The organism is Curtobacterium sp. MCBD17_013, assembly GCF_003234565.1.
Taxonomy (GTDB): Bacteria; Actinomycetota; Actinomycetes; order Actinomycetales; family Microbacteriaceae; genus Curtobacterium.
In genome coordinates this window covers 77,094-97,921 of record NZ_QKTU01000011.1, presented here as the reverse complement: position 1 = coordinate 97,921, position 20,828 = coordinate 77,094, and the positions used below count along the sequence as shown (strand labels likewise).

Here is a 20,828-nt window from a genome sequence, read left to right as displayed (position 1 = left end):
CCCCACCAGCCACCGGGCGGCACGGTTCCGGCACCAGCCGGCCACCGCCTGACCAGCCGGGAGGTGCGGAGGGTGTGGGGTCCGGCCCCGCACCTCCCGGCTGGTCAGGCGGTGGCCGGCTGGTGCCGGAACCGTGCCGCCCGGTGGCTGGTGGGGAGGTGCGGGCCGCGTCCCGAGAGTCGTTCGCGGAACGTGCCCGTGCGGGGCGTCTCGGGCAGCATGCCACGACGACGGAGTTCGGGCACGACGTCGGCGATGAACGACCGGTACGAACCCGGCGTGACGTAGGGCGTGTAGTTGAAGCCGTCGAGGTCGGTGTCGGTCACCAGGGCCTCGATGCGGTCGACGACCTCGGTCGGCGTGCCGGTCAGGACGAACTCGCGCATGCCGTTCCGGATGAAGTCCGCGGTGGCCTCGCGCACGGACGTGCCCTTGTACCGCTCGACCTGGGTCCGGCCGCCCTCGGTGGTGACGTCCGAGAACGAGCCCTCGGGGTCGAGCGCGGCGAGGTCGATGCCGGTCATGCTCGCGTAGTAGACGCGTGCGGCGTCCGGGTCGACGTAGGAGAGGTACTCCTCGAGCTGGTCCTCCGCCTGCGCGGTGGACGGTGCGGTGATGACCGACAGACCGGAGACGGTGCGGATGTCGGTCCCGGCCCTCCCGGCCTGCTCGGCGCGGGTGCGGATGTCGGTGACCTGCGCGGCCAACGAGGGCGCGTCCTTGCCCTGCAGGAACACGAGCTCCGCGTTGCCCGCGGCGAAGGCCCGACCCGATGACGACGCGCCGGCCTGGAACAGCACGGGCGTGCGCTGCGGCCCGGGCTCGGTGTTGGCGTAGCCCTCGACGTCGAAGTACCGGCCGTGGTGCACCACCTTGTGCACCTTGCTCGCGTCCGCGTACCGACGTGCGCCCTTGTCGGCGAGGACGGCGTCGTCCTCCCACGAGCCCTCGAGGAGCGCGTAGCTCAGCTCGAGGTACTCCTGCGCGATCGCGTACCGCTCGTCGTGCGGCACGTAGCGGTCCTTGCCGAACAGCTCCGTGACGACCGCGCTCGACGTCGTGACGACGTTCCAGGCGATGCGGCCGCGGGTCAGGTGGTCGAGCGTGGCGAAGCGGCGTGCGTTCGCGAACGGCGGCTCGAAGCTCGTCGACGACGTCACGCCGAAGCACAGGCGTGGGGCCGCCGCGGCCATGGCGGGGACGAGGAGCATCGGGTCGTTCTTCGGGATCTCGACGCCCTGCTCGAAGGCCACGTCGGGCACGACGCCGTCGATCACCGGGTACCCGTACGAGTCGGCGAGGAACATGAAGTCGAACCCGCCGTCGTCGAGCATGCGGGCCAGGTCGGTCCAGTGCTCGAGCTCCTTGTAGCGCCACGTCGTGTTGTCCGGGTGCGCCCAGAGCCCCTGGCTCGTGAGGTTCACGCCGTTGATCTCGAACGCGCCGAGGAACAGTTCCTTCGTCATGCTCGCCCTCCTGTGAGCCACGCGGTGAGCTCACGGTCGAATCGGTCGCGGGTGTCCGCGGACATCCCGGTGGCCCGCGTGCCGGTGCGCGCGAGGTCGGCCAGGGCCTGGTCGTCGAACCCCCACGTCGTGCGGGCGATCGCGTACTGGTCGGACACGGTGGCCCCGAACCAGAGCGGGTCGTCCGCGTTCAGGGTCACCGGCACCCCGCGCTCGACGAGGATCGGGGCGGGGTGCGACGCGAGGTCGGCGACGACGCCGAGCCGCACGTTCGACACCGGGCAGACGTCGCAGACGATCCCCTCGGTCGCCAGCCGATCGGTGACGCGGGCGTCCTCGACCGCTCGGAACCCGTGCGAGATCCGGGAGGCACCGAGCACGTCGAGCACGGCCGTCACGCGGTCCGGTCCGCCGGTCTGGCCCGCGTGGCTCACGACCGGGAGGCCCGCCGCCCGTGCGGCGCGCGCCGCACCGACGAACGGGGCCAGGTCGCCGTCCTCGTCGAAGCAGGCGGTGCCGAGCGCGGTGACGCCGCTGCCGGCGAACCGGGCGGCGAGCGCACCGAGCTCGTCGGCGAGGTCCGCGTCGGCGTCGGTGTTGAGCGTCAGGTCGGCACCGACCTCGACGGGCGTGCCCGCGGCGGCGGCGTCGGCGGCCGCCTCGGCGAAGGCCGCGAGGACGGTGCGGAGGACCTGCTCGTTCCCGCCGAGACGCTCGGCGTACAGCTGCGGCTCGACGGCGGGCTCGAGGTACCGGACGCCCTCGGCGGCCTCGGCGTGCACGAGTGCCCGGCAGAGTGCGGCGAGGTCCTCGTGCGTCGCGACGAGGGCCGGGACGGTGCCGTACGCGTCGAAGAACGCCCAGACGTCGGCGAACCGCTCCGGCCGGTGGAACGGGAGGCCGCGTCGCGTCGCGAGGGCGCGGACCGCGTCGACCGGGTAGCTGCCGTCGAGGTGCGCGTGGAGATGGGTCTTCGGCAGGGCGCGGAGCCGGTCGTCGGCGGTGGGGTGGACCGGCATCTGCACGTCCGGCAGCGTAGGGCGAGGGCACCACGGCTGTCGCATAGGATGCGCCACTGGGGCCATAAGCAGCGCTGATGTGCCCGCCGACACGGGGATCGGCGCGGTGCGGCGCCGCACTCGGGCCCGGATCCGTTACACGCCGGAAACGCGCGGAGCGCGCGAGCGAGGAGGACCACGCCGTGCCCGTCGACCTCGACCTCCGGCTCCTCCGCGCGTTCGTCGTGCTCGTCGCCGAGCAGGGGTTCACCGCCGCTGCCGCCGTGACCGGGGTGTCGCAGCCGGCCCTGAGTCAGGCCATCCGACGACTCGAGGACGTCCTCGGGGTCGAACTCGTCGACCGCCGGGGCCGGACGCCCGGGAGCGGTGTGCGGCTCACCCCGGCGGGGCACGCGTTCCACGCCGACGCCGTCGCCGTCCTGGCCGCCGCGGAGCGTGCGGTGGCCCGGGCTCGTCGGGTCGCCGCCCGGCCGCGCGTCGTCGTCGGGTTCGGCACGAGCGCGCCACGGGCCCTGACCGGTCTCGCCGTGCGCGAGGGCGAGGCCGCCGACGTCGAGGTCGTGCTCGAGCACGTCCCGTGGGGTAGCGAGCACCAGCGGCTCGCGGCGGGTGAGGTCGACGTGCTCGTGGCGCAGCTCTCCCCCGGGTTCGCGGAGGCCGACTGGGTCGCCACGGTCCTCGGCACGCGCGACCTCGTCGCCGTGTTCCGCGCCGACCACCCGCTCGCCGGACGCACGGCACTGGCGCTCGCGGACCTCGACGACGAGCCGATCGTCGACGCCGCCTCGGACCGGGACTTCTGGATCGCGGCGGCACGGCCGGACGGGTGGGCTCCCGTCGTCGTCGGACCCCCGGCGCGGACGGTCGAGGAGATGCTCGCGCAGGTGGCGGCCGGGCGGGGCATGGCGTTCACGAGCACGACGGTGGCCGAGAACGCCGGGGGCACGGGACTCGCGTTCGTGCCGATGGTGGGCCTCCCGGCGGTCACCGTCGCCATGGTCCGCCGACGCGACGACGACCGCGCGCACGTCCTGGACCTGGTCGAGCGCGTCCGCCGGTCCTGGGCCGACCCGGCCGTCTGACCGGCGCTGTGGCCCCGGCGCCGGCCCCCTCGGGCCTCGCCAGCGCCGCCCCCCTCGGGCCTGGCCGGTGCCGGGGCCTTCGGGCCTCGCCGGCTCCAGCCGGCTCCGGCTGGCCGGTCAGCGGGTGACGAGGGCGCTGTCGATGCTCTGGATCACGGACTCGAGGGTCTGGTCGATCCGGACGACGAGCCCGGCCTCGTCGGCCTGCAACGGCTCGAGCGTCGCGAGCTGCGAGCCGAGCAGCGAGTCGGGCATGTACTCGTGGTGCCGACGGCGCTGCCGTTCGGCGATGACGTCCTCGTCGCCGGTGAGGAACACGAAGAACAGGTCGGGGTTCGTCGAACGGAGGCGGTCCCGGTAGACCCGCTTCAGCGCGGAGTTCGCCATGACGCAGCGCTGCCCCTGGGCCTCGATCGCGGCGATGCGGGCCGCGCAGATGTCGAGCCACGGCCAGCGGTCCTCGTCGGTCAGGGGATGCCCGGACCGCATCTTCTCCTTGTTCGCCTGGGGGTGCAGGTCGTCGGCGTCGACGAACTGGGTGCCCTCCCAGTGGCGCGCGAGGGCGGAGCCGATGGTCGTCTTGCCCGAACCGGACACCCCCATGACGACGACGGGGCGATGACCGGTCACAGCGCGCCCTTGGCGTCGTCGCCGAGCGGCACCGGGCGGAGGACCCGGACCTCGAGCGGACTCGCGAGCAACGGCTGCACGCGCTGCGTGAAGGCGGTGAACTCGGGCGCGGCGCCGTGCTGCTCGAGGGCCTGCTGGTCGCTCCACTGCTCGATGAGCACGAGGACGCCCTCGCCGGCCTCGTGCAGCGCGTAGCGGAGGTTGCCCTCGTCCTGCTGTGCGACCGGCACGTACTCCTGCACGGCGGCGGTCAGGTCCGCGACGGACTCGGGCTTCGGACGGAAGGTCGCGACGACGACGATCGGATCGGTCATGGGCCCACAGTACGAACCGGTGGGTGCGCCGCTCCCAGGGCGTCCGGAGGCTCGCGCTCGCGGCGGCGAGAGGCAATGGGATCGGCCGTGGCGGGGCGCGGCGCGAGCGCGAGAGCGCAGGACATGTCGCTCACGTCACGAGCTGAGCGGCGCGTTGTGCGATCTCGCGAGCAGTGAGCGGCGCGTTGTGCGATCTCGCGAGCAGCGGTCGGCCGGGCGTGCCTACAGGACGACGCGCTCGGCGGCGAGGTCGGCACTGAGCCGGTCGAGCGCCGGCCCACGGCCGAGCAGCCGCAGCGACCCGAGCGCGCGGCGCACCGCGAACGTCGCGACCGCGGGCGTGCCGTCCGGACGGTGGAAGTGGATGGCGATGACCGCACGGTGGGGGGACGAGGAGCCGTCGGGAAGGTCCTCGACACCGACGTGCACGACCCGCGTCCACCGGACCACGAGCACCCGCAGGGCCTGGCGGCCGTCGAGTTGCCACAGGGACGCCTCGGTCGCGCCGAACCCCCAGACGACGTGGCGCCCGAGGGCGACCTCGGGATGCGCGCGCCCGACGAGGTCGCGGAGTTCGCTCGTCGGCACCGCTGGCACGAGCCGCACGGTCGGGTCGATGCTGCGGATCGCCCGTCCGAGCGACACGTCGGTCGTCCGGACGCGCTTCGACCATGACATGCCGACGCCGAGCGCCACGATGAGCACCCCCACGAGCGTCGCGAGGAACTGCACGACCCCGAGCACACGGAGGTCCGCGGCGGGATCCGTGGTCACCACCGTCACCCGCACGACGAGCAGCGCCACCCACACCACGACGACGCCCCACCGCACGATCGCCCAGCGGTCGACGCCGCGCGCGATGCGGCGGTCCGGGCCGAGGTGGGTGGTCACCGTCCGATCCTCGCACGCAGCGGTCCCCGGCGAAGCGCCGAGTTCGGGGGGTCCGGCGACCCGGGGAACCGCCAGAGGACCCGCCTACGATCGCCCCGTGAGCACCGAGGACCCGGACCAGCGCGACGCCGCTCGACACCACCGCCCGGCGCCCGGTGCCGACCGCCCCGCGCCCGGTGCGGATCGCACGGCAACCGGTGCCGACCGCCCCGCGCCCGGTGCCGACCGCCGCGCACCCGGTACTGCCGTCGCGGCGCCCCCTGCCGCGGAATCCGTCGACCGCCCGCCGCACCTGCCCGACCGCACACGGACGATCGCCGCCGCGGCCGTGGGGCTCGTGGCCGGGATCGTGTTCCTCGCCGTCGCCGAGATCGTCGCGCTCCTGCTCAACGGTGCCGGCAGTCCGCTCGTCGCGGTCGGCTCGGCCGCGATCGACCTCGCGCCGCGGTGGGTGAAGGACCTCATGGTGACGCTGTTCGGCACGGGCGACAAGGCGGCGTTGTTCGTCCTCATGGCAGTGCTCCTCGCCCTGATCACCGCGGCGGCGGGCGTCCTCGAGCGTCGTCGTCCGCCGTTCGGCACCGTCGTGTTCGCCATCGGCGGGGTGATCGCACTCGTCGCGGTGATGACCCGTTCCGGCAGCGGGAGCCTCGACGGTGCACCCTCGGTCGTCGGGGTCCTCGCGGCGGTCGTCACGCTCCGCCTGGGCATGCAGCGGTTCCGGCGGTGGGACGCCGCCGCCGAGCAGGACGCGACCCCGACCGCAGCGAGCACGATGACGGGCTCCCCCGCGGTGCAACGCCGGGCGTTCCTCGGGTGGACGCTGACCCTCGGCGTCACCGCGCTCGTCGTCGGGGCCGGCGCGCGCGTCGTCGACGCGGCGAGCTCCGCCGCAGCGGCCGTCAAGCGCGCCGTCCACCTGCCGACACCGACCGTGCACGAGCGCGCGGTCCCGGCCGGCGCGAGTCTCGGCGTGCACGGGATCACGCCGTACGTCACCCCGAACGCCGAGTTCTACCGGATCGACACCGCGCTGCGCGTGCCGTCGGTCGATCCCGACACCTGGAAGCTCCGGATCACCGGCATGGTCGACCACGACGTCGAGATCTCGTTCGCCGACCTGCTCGCCCGGCCGCTCGAAGAGCACATGGCCACCATGAGCTGCGTCTCGAACGAGGTCGGCGGCGACCTCATCGGCAACGCGCTCTGGCTCGGGTACCCGATCCGGCACCTGCTCGCCGAGGCCGGCCCGCACGCGTCGGCGGACATGGTGCTCTCGCGGAGCGTCGACGGGTTCACCGCGGGCACACCCCTCGACGTGCTGCAGGACGCCGGCACGGACGCGATCCTGGCGGTCGGCATGAACGGCGAGCCGCTGCCCGCCGAGCACGGGTTCCCGGTCCGCATGGTGGTCCCCGGCCTGTACGGCTACGTGTCCGCCACGAAGTGGGTGACCGAGCTCACCGTCACGCGGTTCGCCGACGCCGAGGGCTACTGGACACCCCGCGGGTGGAGCGCGCACGGGCCGGTCAAGCTCGAGTCGCGGATCGACACGCCACGGTCTGGAGGCACGGTGCGCGCGGGCGAGCGGGTCGCGGTCGCCGGGGTGGCGTGGCAGCCGCACACCGGCGTGCGGGGCGTGCAGGTCCGCGTCGACGACGGAGCATGGCGCGACGCCGAGCTCGCGGACTCGGTGTCCGCGGACACTTGGCGGCAGTGGGTGCTCCGCGACTGGACGCCGACGCACGGGCCGCACACCCTGACGGTCCGGGCGATCAGCGCGGACGGCACGGTGCAGACGAGCGTCGAGCGGGCGCCGGCACCGAACGGGGCGAGCGGCTGGCACTCGGTGGGCGTCACCGCGAGCTGAGGTCGCCGCCGCCCGTCATCGCGAGGAACCGCGCCATGGTCTCGCGGACGACCGCGACCAACGCGCGGTCACCGTCCTCGTCGAGCCACCGGTCGAGCGACACCCACCACACGGCACCGCTGACCTCGGCGGCGAGCGTGGCGGACAGGTCGTCCTCGCCGCGCTCGACGAACCCGGCACGGACGGCCCGGGCGAGCGCCGCATGCTTCGTCAGCTCGCGTTCGCGCAGGCGCTCGTCGCTCCGGACCACCGCACGGTGGGTGAGCAGGTACTCGCGCAGGGGTTGGAACCGGGTCTCGGCCAGGGTCTCCAGCCCCGCTGCGATGAGGGCGATCGGCGCGAGGTCCGGCGGCGCCTGGGCGAGCAGCTCGGCCACCACCGCGGGGAACTGGTCCTCGAACCCGAACAGGACCTCGCGCTTGTCGGCGAAGTGCCGGAAGAACGTCCGGGTGGTGAGGCCGGCGCGCGCGGTGATCTGCGGGACGGTGGTCGCGGCGAACCCCTGCTCACGGAACAGCTCGAGCGCGGCCTGCTCGAGGCGCGCTCGTGCATCCGGATCCCATCGAGCCACCCGTCGATCCTACTCACGACACGGCGTGTCATCACGTGTATCGTGACGACACGACGTGTCATCGAGGCACGCGGGACGGGCGGAGCACGACATGCACGACGAGGTCATGGTCCTCGGGGCCACGGGGCGCACCGGACGGGCGATCGCGGCGGAGCTCCACGCCCGCGGTGTCCCCGTGGTGCTCGCAGCGCGCGACCGAGCGCGGCTCGAGGAGGTCCGGGACGCCCTGTCCGCCGTCGCCTCCGAGCGACACGGCCCGGCCGCGCGCAGTCCCCGGATGGTCGTCGGCGGGTTCAGCGACCTCCTCGCGGCGATCGGACGGGAACGACCCGGGGTCGTCGTCAACACCGTGGGCCCCTTCACGCGGACCGCGCTCCCGGTCGTCCGGGCGCTCCCACGCGGCACGCACTACCTCGACCTGTCGAACGAGTACGCCGCGGTCGACGACGTCCTGCGGCAGGACCGTCGCGCGGCAGTCGCGGGACAGGTCCTCGTGCCGGGCGCCGGGTTCGGGGTGGTCGCGGTCGAGAGCGTCGTCGTGCGCCTGTGCGACGGCGAGCCCCGGCCGCGGCGCGTCCGGGTCGACGCGATCGCCTCGGTCGCGACCGAAGCCGGGACCCTCGGCAGTGCCCTGGCGGAGTCCATCGCCGACGTCGCGGCCTTCGGCGGAGCGCAGGTCCAGGACGGTCGACTCGTCCGCACGCGACGGGTCGTCACGGACTACCGGACCATCACGACGCCGGACGGGGACCGGGTCGGCACCGGCAGTGGCGCGAGCGGTGAACTGCTCGCGGCCTGGCTCGCGAGCGACGCGGACGACGTGGTCGCGGCCTCGGCCCTCGCCCCCGCGAACCCCGCGGTGCGCGCCGTCCTCCCGCTCGCGACCGCCCTGTTCCGGATCGCCCCCGTGCGGCGCTTCGTCGTCGGGCGCCTGTCCGCGATCCGCTTCGAGGACCGACCTCGCCCTCGGGCGTCGTCGTGGGGCCACGCACGGGTCGAGTGGCCGGACGGCCGCGTGCGCGAGGGCTGGCTGCGGCTCGGTGACGCGTCCGTGTTCACGACCGCAGCCGCCGTCGAGGTCGCGACACGGCTCCTCCAGGGCGAGGGCCGACCGGGCGCTGCGACGCCCGGCGTGGTGTTCGGCGCCGACCTGGCGGTCGCCGCTGGCGGCGTCGTCGTCGACGCGCCTGCGTGAGCGGGGTGTCGACGACACCGGCCGCCAGGGTCAGAGCACCGCCACGGTCATCCCCGGCACCGCGGCGGGTCCGTCGAGTCCGGTGAGCGCCGCGGGCAGCTCCTCGAACCCGATGGTCCGGCCGACCGTGGTGTCCGGCCGCAGGTGCCCCGACACGATCGCGGCGAGCATGGCCGCGTACTCCGAGACGGCGATCCCGTGGCTCCCGAGCAGCTCGAGCTCCTGGGCGATGACGCGGCCCATCGCGACGGCGGGCTCGGCCTCGGCGCCGAGCAGCAGCCCGACCTGGACGTGACGCCCCCGTGGGCGGAGGCTCTCGATCGCCGCGTTCGACGTGCTCCGGCTGCCGAACGCGTCGAAGGAAACGTGGACCCCGCCCCCGGCGAGCGCGCGCACCCGCTCGACGGCGTCGGGCCCGCTCGGCACGGTCACGGCGCCGAGCGCCTGGGCCCGTTCGAGCGCCGCGGGAGCGACGTCGACCGCGATCACCTGGGCCCCCGCCGCGAGCGCGACGACGATCGTGGACAGCCCGACCCCGCCGCAGCCGTACACGGCGACCCACTCCCCTGTCTGGACCCGCCCGCGCGCGTGGACGGCGTGGTAGGCCGTGCCGAACCGGCAACCGAGCCCCGCGGCCTCGACGAACCCGATCGCGTCGGGCAGCGGCACGAGGTTGAGGTCGGCGTGCGGCACCACGACCTGCTCGGCGAACGACCCGGGCAGCGTGAACCCAGGCTGCTCCTGACGCGTGCACACCTGCGTCGCCCCGGCGCGGCACTCGTCGCACGTGCCACAGGCGAACACGAACGGCGCCGTCACCCGGTCACCGACGCGGTGCTCGTGGACGTCCGGACCGACCTGGGCCACGACGCCCGCGAACTCGTGCCCGGGGACGTGCGGCAGGTGCACCGAGTCGTCGTGTCCGCGCCAGGCGTGCCAGTCGCTGCGGCACACGCCCGTCGCCGCCACTCGGACGACCACGCCGTCGGGCGGACAGGCGGGGGCGTCGACCTCGACGACGGAGGGCTGGGCACCGAAGGCGTCGTACCGGACTGCGCGCATGCGCCAATCCTCGCAGCCCCGACGGGCGGGCGGCGTGCCCCGTTGCGCGAGATCGCAGTCGTCGCCGCTCTGGAGGCCCGCAGAACGGCGACGACTGCGATCTCGCGGAGGGGTGCGGCGTGTACACAGGGGAGCACGACGACGACGTCAGGAGACGACCGCATGGAGTACACCCACCTCGGACCGACCGGCCTGCGGGTCAGCCGCATCACCCTCGGTTGCATGAGCTTCGGCAACGGCAACGAGCAGCAGACCTGGACGCTCGACGCCGCGGCGGCGGAGCCGATCTTCCGGAGGGCGGTGGAGCTCGGCATCGACTTCTGGGACACCGCGAACGTCTACGGGCGCGGCAGCTCGGAAGAGGTCACCGGCGCGGCGATCCGCGAGTACACCCGCCGCGAGGACGTCGTCCTGGCCACGAAGGTGTTCGGTGAGATGGGCCCGGGCCCCGGCGAGTCCGGACTGAGCCGTCGGGCGATCCTGGAGCAGGTCGACAAGTCGCTGCAGCGACTCGGCACCGACTGGATCGACCTCTACCAGATCCACCGGTTCGACCCGGACACCCCCGTCGAGGAGACGATGGAGGCCCTGCACGACGTCATCCAGGCGGGCAAGGTGCGCTACATCGGTGCGTCGAGCATGTGGGCGTGGCAGTTCGCCAAGCTGCAGGCCGCAGCGGACCTCGGTGGGTGGACGCGATTCGTGTCCATGCAGAACCAGTACAGCCTCGTGCAGCGCGAGGAGGAGCGCGAGATGTTCGGGCTCCTCGCGGACCAGGGCGTCGGGTCGATCCCGTGGGGTCCCCTGCAGGCCGGCAAGCTGGCACGCCCGTGGAGCGAGCAGAACACCGCCCGTGCCGGTGACGAGCCGGAACGCGACCCGAAGGGGAACCCCGTCCGACTCGACTCGGACGAGGGCATCGTCGACGCGGTGGCGCGGATCGCCGACGAGCGCGGGGTCAGCATGGCGCAGGTCGCGCTCGCGTGGGTGCTGCGCAACCCGGTCGTGGACGCGCCCATCGTCGGCGCCACCAAGGTGCACCACATCGAGGACGCCGCGGCTGCCCTCGACGTCCACCTGACCGACGACGAGGCAGCGGCGCTCGAGGAGCACTACGTGGGCCGGCAGCCGACGTTCTTCTGACCCGGGCCCATCCCGCGAGATCGCAGTCGTTGCCGCTCAGGCCACCCTGAGAACGGCATCGACTGCGATCTCGCGGGAATGACGGTCAGGCGGGGCGGACGGCGACGACGACCGTGGCGTCACGGTCCTCGTCTCGAGCGATCCGCGCCTCCAGGCCGGCGGCCGCGAAGAGCGCGGCGGATGCGTCGGCCTGTTCCTCGCTCACCTCGATGACGACGGCGCCGCCGGGGCGGAGCCACTCGCCGACGCCCGCGGCGATCCGCCGGTGCACGTCCAGCCCGTCGGCGCCGCCGTCGAGCGCGACGCGGCGCTCGTGCTCACGCGCCTCCGGCGGCATCAGCGCGATGGCGTCCGTCGGCACGTAGGGCGCGTTCACCGCCACGACCGTGACGGCGCCGCGGAGGCGGTCCGGCAGCGGCTCGAACAGGTCGCCGACGACGGCCACGGCACGGCCGGCCAGGTTCTCGGCCGCGACCTCGACCGCGTCCGGGTCGATGTCCACCGCGACGAGGTCCAGCAGCCCCACCGTCACGATCAGGCCGACGCTGATCGCGCCGACGCCGCAGCACAGGTCCACGACGCTGTCGCCGACCTGGAGGAACGGGGCGGCCTCCTCGACGACGAGCTCGGTCCGCCGACGGGGCACGAACACGCCGGGCACCACCCGGACCCGGTGCCCGCAGAACGACGCCCACCCGACGACGACCTCGAGCGGTTCGCCCGCGAGGCGCCGTTGCAGCAGGCTCCGCAGCCGGACCGCGTCGCCGTCCGCCTCGTCGAGGATGACCGTGGCCTCGTCCTCGGCGAACACGCTGCCGGCCGCGCGGAGTCGGGCGGTCAGGGCGCGGTGCGCGGCCGGGTCGTGGTCGGGCATGCGCCGCTACGCTGCGCCGTCGAACATCGAGGTCACGGAGCCGTCGTCGAAGACCTCGTGGATGGCGCGGGCGATGAGCGGCGCGATCGGCAGGATCGTCAGGCGGTCCCAGCGCTTGTCGGGCGCGAGCGGGAGGGTGTCGGTGACGACGACCTGGTCGATGAACTCGCTCTGCAGCAGCTCGGTCGCCGGGTCGGAGAACACCGCGTGCGTGGCCGCGACCACGACGCCGACCGCCCCGTTCGCCTTGAGGGCCTCGGCCGCCTTGGCGATCGTCCGGCCGGTGTCGATGAGGTCGTCGACGAGCAGGCACCAGCGGCCCGAGACGTCGCCGACGATCTCGTGGACGGTGACCTGGTTCGGCACGAGCGGGTCGCGGCGCTTGTGGATGATCGCCAGCGGCGCGCCGAGCTTCTCGCTCCAGATGTCGGCGACGCGGACGCGGCCCATGTCGGGCGACACGACCGTGAGCGTCGAGGGGTCGAGCAGCTGCCGGAAGTGCTCGAGCAGCACGGGCATCGCGAACAGGTGGTCGACCGGGCCGTCGAAGAACCCCTGGATCTGCGGTGCGTGCAGGTCGACGCTCATGATCCGGTGGGCGCCGGCGGCCTTGAACAGGTCGGCGACGAGGCGGGCCGAGATCGGCTCACGCCCGCGGCCCTTCTTGTCCTGACGGGCGTAGGGGTAGAACGGCGCGACGACCGTGATCCGCTTGGCCGACGCGCGCTTGAGGGCGTCCACGATGATGAGCTGCTCCATGAGCCACTCGTTGATCGGCGCGGTGTGGGACTGGATGACGAAGGCGTCGCAGCCGCGGACCGACTCGTCGAACCGCGCGTAGAGCTCGCCGTTCGCGAAGGTCCGGGCGTCCGTCGGGACGAGGTCGAGCCCGAGCTCGTCCGCGATCGACTCGGCGAGCTCCGGATGCGCTCGGCCCGACACCAGCACGAGTCGCTTCTGGCCGGTCATCTTGATTCCGGACACCTGTGTGCTCACTCCTCGACCCGCGGGGTCGCGCTCTGGGGGGATGGGGCGGACGCGCGTCGTGCCCCCGCGGCCGCAGCGGCCTCGGCAGCAGGGGTTCCGGGCCGATGTTCCTCGACCCAGCCCTCGGTGATGCGCTGCGGGGCGTAGCTGATGGCGAGCGAGCCGGCGGGGACGTCCTTGCGGACCGTCGTTCCCGCTCCCGTGTACGCCCCGTCCCCAATCCTAACCGGGGCGACGAAGACGTTGTGCGAGCCGGTGCGGACGTGGGAGCCCACCTCGGTGCGGTGCTTGTGCACGCCGTCGTAGTTCGCGGTGATCGTGTTCGCGCCGATGTTCGAGCCCTCGCCCACCTCGGCGTCCCCGATGTACGACAGGTGCGGCACCTTGCTGCCGCGGCCGATGCGGGCGTTCTTCGTCTCGACGAAGGTGCCGATCTTGCCGTCGTCGCCGAGGTACGTCCCGGCCCGGAGGTACGCGAACGGCCCGACGGTCGCCCCCGCACCGACGACCGCGAGCGTCGCATCGGTCCGGACGACGGTCGCCCCGGGCCCGACCTCGGTGTCGCGGAGCGTCGTGTCCGGCCCGACGACCGCGCCGGCCGCGATCGCCGTGGCACCCTCGAGCTGCGTGCCCGGCAGGATCTCGGCGTCGGGCTCGATCGTGACGTCGAGGTCGATCCACGTCGTCGCCGGGTCCTTGATCGTGACGCCGGCGAGCTGGTGCGCGCGGACGATCCGGGCGTTGAGCTCGCGCCCCGCGTCGGCGAGCTGGGCGCGGTCGTTCACGCCGGCGACCAGCCACGGGTCGGACAGGGTGAGGACGTCGATGCGACCACCCCGGGCGGCGATGAGGGCGGGCGCGTCGGTGATGTACTTCTCGCCCTGCGCGTTGTCGGTGCCGATCGACGGCAGGACGGCGCGGAGCTGCGCGACGTCGAACGCGTAGATGCCCGCGTTCGCCTCGGTGATCATGCGCTGCTCGTCGGTGGCGTCCTTGTGCTCGACGACCCCCGTGAACGCACCCCGCTCGTCGCGGAGGATCCGTCCGAGCCCGGTCGGGTCGGGCGCGATCGCGCTGACGAAGGTCACGGCGTCGCCCGCGGTGGTGTGCTGCTGCACGAGGGCCCGGACGCTCGCCGCGTCGAGCAGCGGCACGTCCGCGCTGAGCACGACGACGACGCCGTCGAAGTCGGCCGGGAGCGCGGCGACCGCCACCTCGACGGCACGGCCGGTGCCGGGGACGTCGTCCTGGTCGACGACGAGGGCGTCCGGCATGCGCTCGGTGACCTCGGCCGCGACGCGCTCGCGCTCGTGCCGGACGACGACCGCCACGTGCGCCGGTGCGAGGGACTCCGCGGTGCGGAGCACGTGGGCGATGAGCGGGAGTCCGGCGAGCCGGTGGAGCACCTTGGGGGTCGCGGACTTCATGCGGGTGCCCTGCCCGGCGGCGAGGACGACCACGGCGATCGGCTGGTCGGTCATGCTCCCATCCTGGCCCGGTTCGCGGCCGGGAGGGACGACACACGGGCCCGGCGTCGGGTCCGGTGCCGCGCCTCCCGGCCGACACGCCGTCGGTCAGCCGACGAGCGTCAGTTCCACCTTGGTCCAGCCGTCCTCGCGCCGGTCGAACGCCTCGTACGCCGCGATCGCGTCCGTCATGGCCTCGTGCTGGGTGATCAGGGTCGTCGGGTCGAACTGCCCGCTCGCGACGAGGTCGATGAGCGGCGGCGTGACGGAGTGGTGATCGCAGTTCCCCGCACGGATCGTGAGGTTCTTGTTCATGGCCTCGCCGATCGGGTAGGCGTCGACGGTCGGCGAGTACACGCCGATGATCCCGATGCGGCCGTACTTCGCGACGACCTGCACCGCCCAGCGCGCGACCTGCGAGGGTCCGTCGCCCGGCTTCCACTGGTCGCCCCGAGGCTGCGCGTCGGGAGCGATCGAGGCGACCTCGGCGTCGAACTGCTCGGCCTCGTCGGCGGAGACCGCGGCGGGTCCCTGCTTCGGGCGCTCGGCGTCGACCCCGACCGCGTCGATGACGCAGTCCGCGCCGATCCCGTTCGTCAGGTCCATGACCGCCTGGACGGGGTCCTCGCGGTTGAAGTCGACGACCTCGGCGTGCTGCGCCAGGGCCTGGGCCAACCGGGTCTCCTGGCCGTCCACGACGATCACGCGACCCGCGCCCTGCTTGAACGCCGAGGCGATCGCGAACTGCCCGACGATGCCCGCTCCGAACACGACGACCACGTCACCACGGCTGACACCGGCCAGCTCGGCGCCGAACCACCCGGTCGGGAAGATGTCGGACAGCAGGATCGCCTGCTCGTCGCTCACGTTCTCGGGCAACCCGTGCATGGTGTTCTGCGCCCAGGGGACGCGCACGTACTCGGCCTGGAGTCCGTCCACGGGACCGGTCGACACCGGGCCACCGAAGAAACTCGTGCCGGCCTGCGGACCGTTCGGGTTCGCCACGTCGCACTGCGCCGTCTTGCCCGTCCGGCAGTACCGACAGGCGCCGCACGAGATCGTGGAGTTGATGACGACGCGGTCGCCTGCGCTGAATCCGCGGACGGCGTCGCCGACCTGCGTGACGACGCCCACGGCCTCGTGACCGAGGATCGTGCCCTCCTGCATCGGGGCCATCGTCCCGCGGACGAAGTGCAGGTCGGTGCCGCAGATCGCGCTCCGGGTGACGCGGACGATCGCGTCGTGCGGGTCCTGGATCGTCGGCTCGGGGACCTCGTCGAGTCGGATGTCGCCGATGCCGTGCCAGACGACTGCCTTCATGAGCGTGCTCCTCACGTCCTGCCGCGCCTCGTGCACGAGCGTCGCGGATCCCCGGATCTCGGGGCGCGCTGGACGGTACGCGGATGCCGGTGCGAGCCCGGGGGACGGCACTGCCAGGGTCGGCGGTCCGGCCGGGAGGCACGGCGCACGTCGGCGACGTCGGACGCGGTGCCGGGCCTCCCGGACCCGCTGCCGGGCCTCCCGGACCCGGTCCTGGCCGCGCGGGCCGCGCCGCCGCCTCAGGCCTCGACGCCGACGCCCCAACCGGCCTCGGCGAGCGCCACCCCGGCGTCCTCGTACGACGAGTAGGGGACGTGCTCGTCGCCGATGATGCGGTAGTCGGTCAGCCCGGGGCCGGCCCAGTACACGGCCCCGTCCGCTCCCGCGTGGCGGAGGGCGGCGCGGATCGCGGTGGGCGGATCGGGGATCTCGAGGATGGTCGTGTCGGTGCCCGCCCCGCACGCGCCGGCGAGGATCGCCGCACGGATGGCGTCCGGGTCCTCGTGCCGGGGGTGGTGGTCCGCGACGATGACGACGTCGGCGTGCCGGGCCCCGACCTCGCCCATGCCCGCGCGCTTGGTCGGGTCCTTGTCCCCGTCGGCGCCGACGACCATGACGAGCGGCCCGGCCGTGAACGCCCGCATCGCGATGAGGCTCTTCTCGAACGCGTCGGGGGTGTGCGCGAAGTCGACGAAGACCCGGGGCCCGGTGGCCGCGGACGCGTCCGCCATGCGCCCGGGGACGTCGACGTCGAGCCGAGCGCCGACCGCGCGCACGAGGTCCGGGAACGGCACGCCCGAGGCGGCGAGCATGACGATCGCGAGTCCCGTGTTCGCCGCCATGTGCACGCCGAGCAGGGGCACCTCGGTGGTGACGGTCGCTCCCCCGGGGCCGTCGAGCCGGAACCGCGTGGCGTCCGGGCGCTGCTCGAGGACGGTGACGTGCCAGTCGGCGGCCGTGTCCGGGCGCGAGGTGATCGTCGTCAGGGGGACCTCGGCGGACGCCGCGATGCGCGCACCGGCGGCCGAGTCGAGCGACACGACCGCGCGCCGCGATCGGTCGGGGCGGAACAGGAGCGCCTTGGCCGCCAGGTACGCGTCGAGGTCGGCGTACTCGTCGAGGTGGTCGTGGCTGAGGTTCGTGAACCCGGCGACGTCGACGACGACCCCGTCCACCCGGTGCCGGGACAGGGCCTGCGCGCTGATCTCGAGGGCGACGCCGTCGGCACCGTGCTCCAGGGCCGCGGCGAGGAACCCGTGGAGCTCGCTCGCCTCGGGGGTCGTCAGCCGGCTCGCGATGACCCGGTCGCCCACGTGGCGCTCGGCGGTGGAGGTCAGCGCGGTCCGCCACCCGAGTCGGCGCATGACCGCGTCGAGCAGGTACACGCTCGACGTCTTGCCGTTCGTGCCGGTGACGCCGAACAGGGTCGCGGACGGCGCGGACGTCCCGAACACGACCGCCGCCGTCCGACCGAGCACGGCGCGGGGTGACGGCACGACGAGGATCGGCACGGTCGACGCCGCGAGCGCCTCGGCACCCGCTGCGTCGGTGAGGACCGCGACGGCCCCCGCCGACAACGCGGCCGGGACGAACCGGACGCCGTGCGTGTGGGCACCGGGCATCGCGACGAACAGGTCCCCGGGGCGGACCTCGCCGTCCTCGACGGCGACGCCGGTCACGCGCAGGTCGTCGGGGACGGCGGTCGGCGTGGTCGCGCCGACGACCTCGGCGACGGCACGGAGCGTGGTGCCCGTCGGGTTGCGGGGCCGGAACGCATCGGACACCGGTCGACTCCTCGTCGTCGTGGCTCAGGACAGCGCGACGCTACGCCGGAGAGGTGCGGGTCGGGGTACGTGCCGTTCAGGCGACGGCGAGGAGGGGGACGCGTGCTGCCCCGCGCACCCGACTGGGGCGTCGGCTCAGGCCCGCCCGAGGGATGCCGGCTGCGCGCGCTGCACCCGGACGAAGAGCATGAGCACGAGCCCGGCGAGCAGCACCGCGACGATGCCGAGGATGCCGAACCGCGTGGATCCGCCGATCGTCACGGCGAGTCCGAACAGCGCGGGTGCCAGGAAGCTCGCCGCCCGGCCCGTGGTGGCGTACAGACCGAAGAGCTCGCCCTCGCGCCCGGGGGTCGCGAGGCGCGCGAGGTAGGCGCGGCTCGACGACTGCACCGGGCCGACGAACAGACACAGCGCGAGGCCGAGCACCCAGAATCCCTGCTGCGCGGTGCCGATGAACAGGACGCCCGTGCCGCACGCGACGAGTCCGACGAGCGCGGCGAGGATGAGCGCGCGCGAGCCGAAGCGGTCGTCGAGCCGTCCGGACACGACGGTGGCGATGCCCGCGACGACGTTCGCCGCGATCGCGAACAGGATGACCTCGGACGACGAGAACTCGAACACCTGCGCGGCGATGATCGCCCCGAACGTGAACACGGCGGCGAGGCCGTCGCGGAACACGGCGCTCGCGACGAGGAACATGAGGAGGTCGCGCCGCTCCCGCCACAGTCGGGCGACGTCGCGGCCGAGGTCGGCGTAGGCGGTGAGGACGCCGCTGCGCCGCGCCGGTCCGCGGGTGGCCTCGGGCACGACGACGAACAGCGGCACCGACGAGGCCGCGAGCCACAGCGCGGCGATGCCGATCGCGACCCGGACGCTCCACTCCCCACCCGCCACGGTCGACGGCAGGCCGAGCAGTCCCGCGCGGTCGGGCGAGCCGAAGTCCTGGATGCACAGCACGAGCAGGACGACGAGCAGCACGATGCCCCCGAAGTACCCGGCGGCCCAGCCGATGCCGGACACCCGGCCGGTCCGGCCCTCGGGGGCGACCTGCCCGAGCATCGCGTTGTAGCCGACGCTGGCGATCTCGTACGCGACCGTGCCGATGCCGAGGAGGGACGCCCCGAGCACGAGGTACGGCTGGGCGGGCGCGACGAACACCATGCACCCGATGCTCAGCACGATGCCGATCGTCGCGAGCAGCACGGACCGCTTCCGGTGCCCGGACGCGTCGGCGAACCGGCCGATCGCCGGTGCGATGAGCGCGACGACGACGCCGGCGATCGTCAGCGCGACCGACACCACGGTCGCGTTGTGGGCGAGGGCTGCCTCGACCGCCCGCCGCCCGGCTGCACCGTGCTCGTGCGCGACGAGGGCGGGGTCGACGAACGCGCGACTGGCCAGGTAGGTGCTGAAGACGAACGTCGTGACGACGGCGTTGAACGCGGCCGATCCCCAGTCCCAGAGCGCCCACGCCACGAGGCCACGCCGGTCGGTGCGCTGCGGGGGCGCCGTTGCTGCCATGGGCGAACCGTAGCGGAGCCGGGTGTCGCGCGGGTCGCGGCGCTGGCGGTCGGCGGTGATCGCACACGCTGACACGGCCGACCGGAGCCGGACGGGAGGGGCGCAGCCGCTGGCCCCGCCCCTCCCGTCCGTCGGTCAGTCGGCGGTGACCACCGCGGTCGCCCCGGCGACCGTGATCGTGTCCTCGACGAGCGCGACGACCGGGTCCGGCAGGCCGCTGACCCAGCCGAGGGCAGTGCGGCCGAGGTAGCCCGCGTAGCTCCCGATCACCGCGCCGACGCCACCGAGCACCGCGGTCTGGAGGCGCGACACACTGCTGCCGCCCACGCTCCCGATGACGAGCCCGGCGATCGCACCGGCCGTGACGCGTCCGAGGAGCGCCCCGGGCTTCAGCCGACTGGGCGTGACGGGGAGCTTGTCGGCGACGAGCTCCCCGGCCGCCGAGGCGACGAGGGCGCCTCGGCCGACGGGCGAGCGGAACACGGGCCACTGCTGCCAGGCACCCTGGAGCGAGGGGCGATCGTGCTGCAGCGCGAGGACCGCGAGGGGCGTGGCGGACCGGGCGCCCGTGAACACGCCGAGCAGCAGTGCCCGGGCCGGGATGGACAGCGTGGTGGTGCTCGGCATGGTGGCCTCCTCGTGGTGGCGGATGTGGTTCTCGCGCGAGGCTACCGACCGCGGGTCGACGGGGACCCAGCCCGCCGACGGGTGACGTGGAACGCGGCGACCGAGCGGGCTGCGGCGGCACCATCCAGCGCCCGGCACGCGGTCACCGGGCGTCGGGGCCGTGTGGACCGTCAGCGGGCGCCGGTCGCTCCGCGCTCCTCCGCACCGGCCGCGAGTCCGGCGCGGATGCCGGCCCAGCCGTCGCGGAGGATCCCGTCGTCCGTCCCGGCGACGACGAGCCCGAACCCGTGGGCCGCGAGGACCCGCGCCCGCTCGGGCGTGCCGCCGTACGCCGCGGCGAGGATCCCCGCTCGACGGCAGGCCGCGGCGATCCGGACGAGCGGCGAGGACGACGAGTGGTCGGCGAGGAGGTCGTCGAGCGCGACGCCGAGGGCCAGCGCGAGGTCGAACGGCCCGACGAAGATCCCGTCGACGCCCTCCGTCTGGGCGATCTCCTCGACGTGGGTCAACGCGGCGGCGGACTCCACCATGACGAGACACTGCGGCTCGTCCTCGGGTGCGTGTCCGCCGTACGCCGCGTCCACGCCGAACGCACGGCGGGCGGGCCCGAAGCTCCTGGCTCCGAGCGGCGGGTAATGGCATGCACGGGCCGCACTCTGCGCCTGGGACGGGTCCTCCACCATCGGGACGATGATCCCGCTCGCGCCTGCGTCGAGCGCGCGGCCGATCAGCTCCGGCCGGTTCCAGGCGACACGGACGACCATCGTGACGTCACGTGCGAGCCCGGCGCCGATCGTCGCGGCGAGGTCGTCCGGCGGGTACCCGTGCTGCTCGTCGACGCAGATCCACGGGGCCCCGGAGGCCGCGAGCGAACCGACCACCCGCGGGCTCGCGTAGTTCGACCACAGACCCCAGAGCGGATCGTCCGACGTCATCGCGGCGCTGTGCATCGTCCTCGCTGTCACGCCATCAGCTTTCCAGATGGCATGTTTCCAGCGCGTGAAGA

Annotated in this window: 19 protein-coding genes; 4 read left to right on the top strand and 15 right to left on the bottom strand. The window is 73.9% G+C overall.

The features are described 5' to 3' along the window. Positions 1-104 precede the first annotated feature (104 nt). Both DEI81_RS12260 and DEI81_RS12255 read right to left on the bottom strand, forming a co-directional pair. Positions 105-1,466 carry an NtaA/DmoA family FMN-dependent monooxygenase gene (locus tag DEI81_RS12260; RefSeq protein ID WP_111010995.1) on the bottom strand — a complete coding sequence of 454 codons (1,362 nt, stop codon included), beginning with the start codon at positions 1,464-1,466 and terminating at the stop codon, positions 105-107. Beyond that, positions 1,463-2,485, bottom strand: coding sequence for a hypothetical protein (locus tag DEI81_RS12255; RefSeq protein WP_258368702.1), 1,023 nt, complete (start codon positions 2,483-2,485; stop codon positions 1,463-1,465). Before DEI81_RS12255 ends, DEI81_RS12260 begins: the two co-directional genes overlap by 4 nt. A 182-nt stretch (positions 2,486-2,667) precedes the next feature. Here DEI81_RS12255 and DEI81_RS12250 point away from each other — a divergent pair, with 182 nt between their 5' ends. Next, positions 2,668-3,567 (top strand): LysR family transcriptional regulator, encoded by a 900-nt coding sequence (locus DEI81_RS12250; protein ID WP_181435408.1) that lies wholly within the window; start codon positions 2,668-2,670, stop codon positions 3,565-3,567. Positions 3,568-3,684: 117 nt separating this feature from the next. On the opposite strand, the gene DEI81_RS12245 is transcribed toward DEI81_RS12250, so the two are convergent. The 3 genes from DEI81_RS12245 to DEI81_RS12235 all read right to left on the bottom strand — a co-directional run bounded on the left by DEI81_RS12245 (position 3,685) and on the right by DEI81_RS12235 (position 5,402). Continuing rightward, entirely contained in the window at positions 3,685-4,197 is a 513-nt protein-coding gene (locus DEI81_RS12245) for a gluconokinase (protein ID WP_258368699.1), read from the bottom strand. Beyond that, positions 4,194-4,511, bottom strand: coding sequence for a putative quinol monooxygenase (locus DEI81_RS12240; protein ID WP_111010992.1), 318 nt, complete (start codon positions 4,509-4,511; stop codon positions 4,194-4,196). Before DEI81_RS12240 ends, DEI81_RS12245 begins: the two co-directional genes overlap by 4 nt. A 222-nt stretch (positions 4,512-4,733) precedes the next feature. Beyond that, complete coding sequence (locus DEI81_RS12235) at positions 4,734-5,402, bottom strand: hypothetical protein (protein ID WP_111010991.1); 669 nt, start codon at positions 5,400-5,402, stop codon at positions 4,734-4,736. A 292-nt stretch (positions 5,403-5,694) separates the two neighbouring features. Between DEI81_RS12235 and DEI81_RS12230 the strand changes: the two genes are divergently transcribed. Beyond that, positions 5,695-7,272: a molybdopterin-dependent oxidoreductase gene (locus DEI81_RS12230; RefSeq protein ID WP_111011009.1), complete on the top strand. Its 1,578-nt coding sequence runs from the start codon at positions 5,695-5,697 to the stop codon at positions 7,270-7,272. Here the strand turns inward: DEI81_RS12230 and DEI81_RS12225 are convergent. Further along, a complete protein-coding gene (locus DEI81_RS12225) occupies positions 7,259-7,843 on the bottom strand; it encodes a TetR/AcrR family transcriptional regulator (protein ID WP_111010990.1) in 585 nt (194 codons plus the stop codon). The two genes, DEI81_RS12230 and DEI81_RS12225, sit on opposite strands and share 14 nt — an antisense overlap. 91 nt (positions 7,844-7,934) lie before the next feature. On the opposite strand from DEI81_RS12225, the gene DEI81_RS12220 reads away from it, so the two are divergent. After that, the gene (locus DEI81_RS12220) at positions 7,935-9,038 is read left to right on the top strand and encodes a hypothetical protein (RefSeq protein WP_111010989.1); all 1,104 of its coding nucleotides are present in this window, start codon (positions 7,935-7,937) and stop codon (positions 9,036-9,038) included. 30 nt (positions 9,039-9,068) lie between these two features. Here the strand turns inward: DEI81_RS12220 and DEI81_RS12215 are convergent, their stop codons facing one another. Beyond that, positions 9,069-10,100: a zinc-dependent alcohol dehydrogenase family protein gene (locus DEI81_RS12215; protein WP_111010988.1), complete on the bottom strand. Its 1,032-nt coding sequence runs from the start codon at positions 10,098-10,100 to the stop codon at positions 9,069-9,071. Between the two features lie 162 nt (positions 10,101-10,262). On the opposite strand from DEI81_RS12215, the gene DEI81_RS12210 reads away from it, so the two are divergent. After that, complete coding sequence (locus DEI81_RS12210) at positions 10,263-11,243, top strand: aldo/keto reductase (RefSeq protein ID WP_111010987.1); 981 nt, start codon at positions 10,263-10,265, stop codon at positions 11,241-11,243. Between the two features lie 85 nt (positions 11,244-11,328). Here the strand turns inward: DEI81_RS12210 and DEI81_RS12205 are convergent, their stop codons facing one another. The 8 genes from DEI81_RS12205 to DEI81_RS12170 form a co-directional block, all read right to left on the bottom strand. Next, entirely contained in the window at positions 11,329-12,117 is a 789-nt protein-coding gene (locus DEI81_RS12205) for a putative protein N(5)-glutamine methyltransferase (RefSeq protein ID WP_111010986.1), read from the bottom strand. 6 nt (positions 12,118-12,123) lie between these two features. Continuing rightward, on the bottom strand, positions 12,124-13,101 hold the full coding sequence (locus DEI81_RS12200) for a ribose-phosphate diphosphokinase (RefSeq protein ID WP_111010985.1): 978 nt from the start codon (positions 13,099-13,101) through the stop codon (positions 12,124-12,126). 8 nt (positions 13,102-13,109) lie between these two features. Then, entirely contained in the window at positions 13,110-14,585 is a 1,476-nt protein-coding gene (glmU, locus tag DEI81_RS12195; protein ID WP_111010984.1) for a bifunctional UDP-N-acetylglucosamine diphosphorylase/glucosamine-1-phosphate N-acetyltransferase GlmU, read from the bottom strand. 93 nt (positions 14,586-14,678) lie between these two features. Further along, the gene (locus tag DEI81_RS12190; RefSeq protein ID WP_111011008.1) at positions 14,679-15,890 is read right to left on the bottom strand and encodes a zinc-dependent alcohol dehydrogenase; all 1,212 of its coding nucleotides are present in this window, start codon (positions 15,888-15,890) and stop codon (positions 14,679-14,681) included. 239 nt (positions 15,891-16,129) lie between these two features. Next, positions 16,130-17,674, bottom strand: a complete 1,545-nt coding sequence (locus tag DEI81_RS12185) for a Mur ligase family protein (protein WP_111010983.1) — start codon at positions 17,672-17,674, stop codon at positions 16,130-16,132. Positions 17,675-17,809: 135 nt separating this feature from the next. Next, the gene (locus DEI81_RS12180) at positions 17,810-19,195 is read right to left on the bottom strand and encodes an MFS transporter (RefSeq protein ID WP_111011007.1); all 1,386 of its coding nucleotides are present in this window, start codon (positions 19,193-19,195) and stop codon (positions 17,810-17,812) included. 135 nt (positions 19,196-19,330) lie between these two features. After that, positions 19,331-19,822 carry a DUF4126 family protein gene (locus DEI81_RS12175; RefSeq protein ID WP_111010982.1) on the bottom strand — a complete coding sequence of 164 codons (492 nt, stop codon included), beginning with the start codon at positions 19,820-19,822 and terminating at the stop codon, positions 19,331-19,333. Between the two features lie 170 nt (positions 19,823-19,992). Then, complete coding sequence (locus DEI81_RS12170; RefSeq protein ID WP_146244090.1) at positions 19,993-20,787, bottom strand: HpcH/HpaI aldolase/citrate lyase family protein; 795 nt, start codon at positions 20,785-20,787, stop codon at positions 19,993-19,995. Between the last annotated feature and the right edge of the window lie 41 nt (positions 20,788-20,828).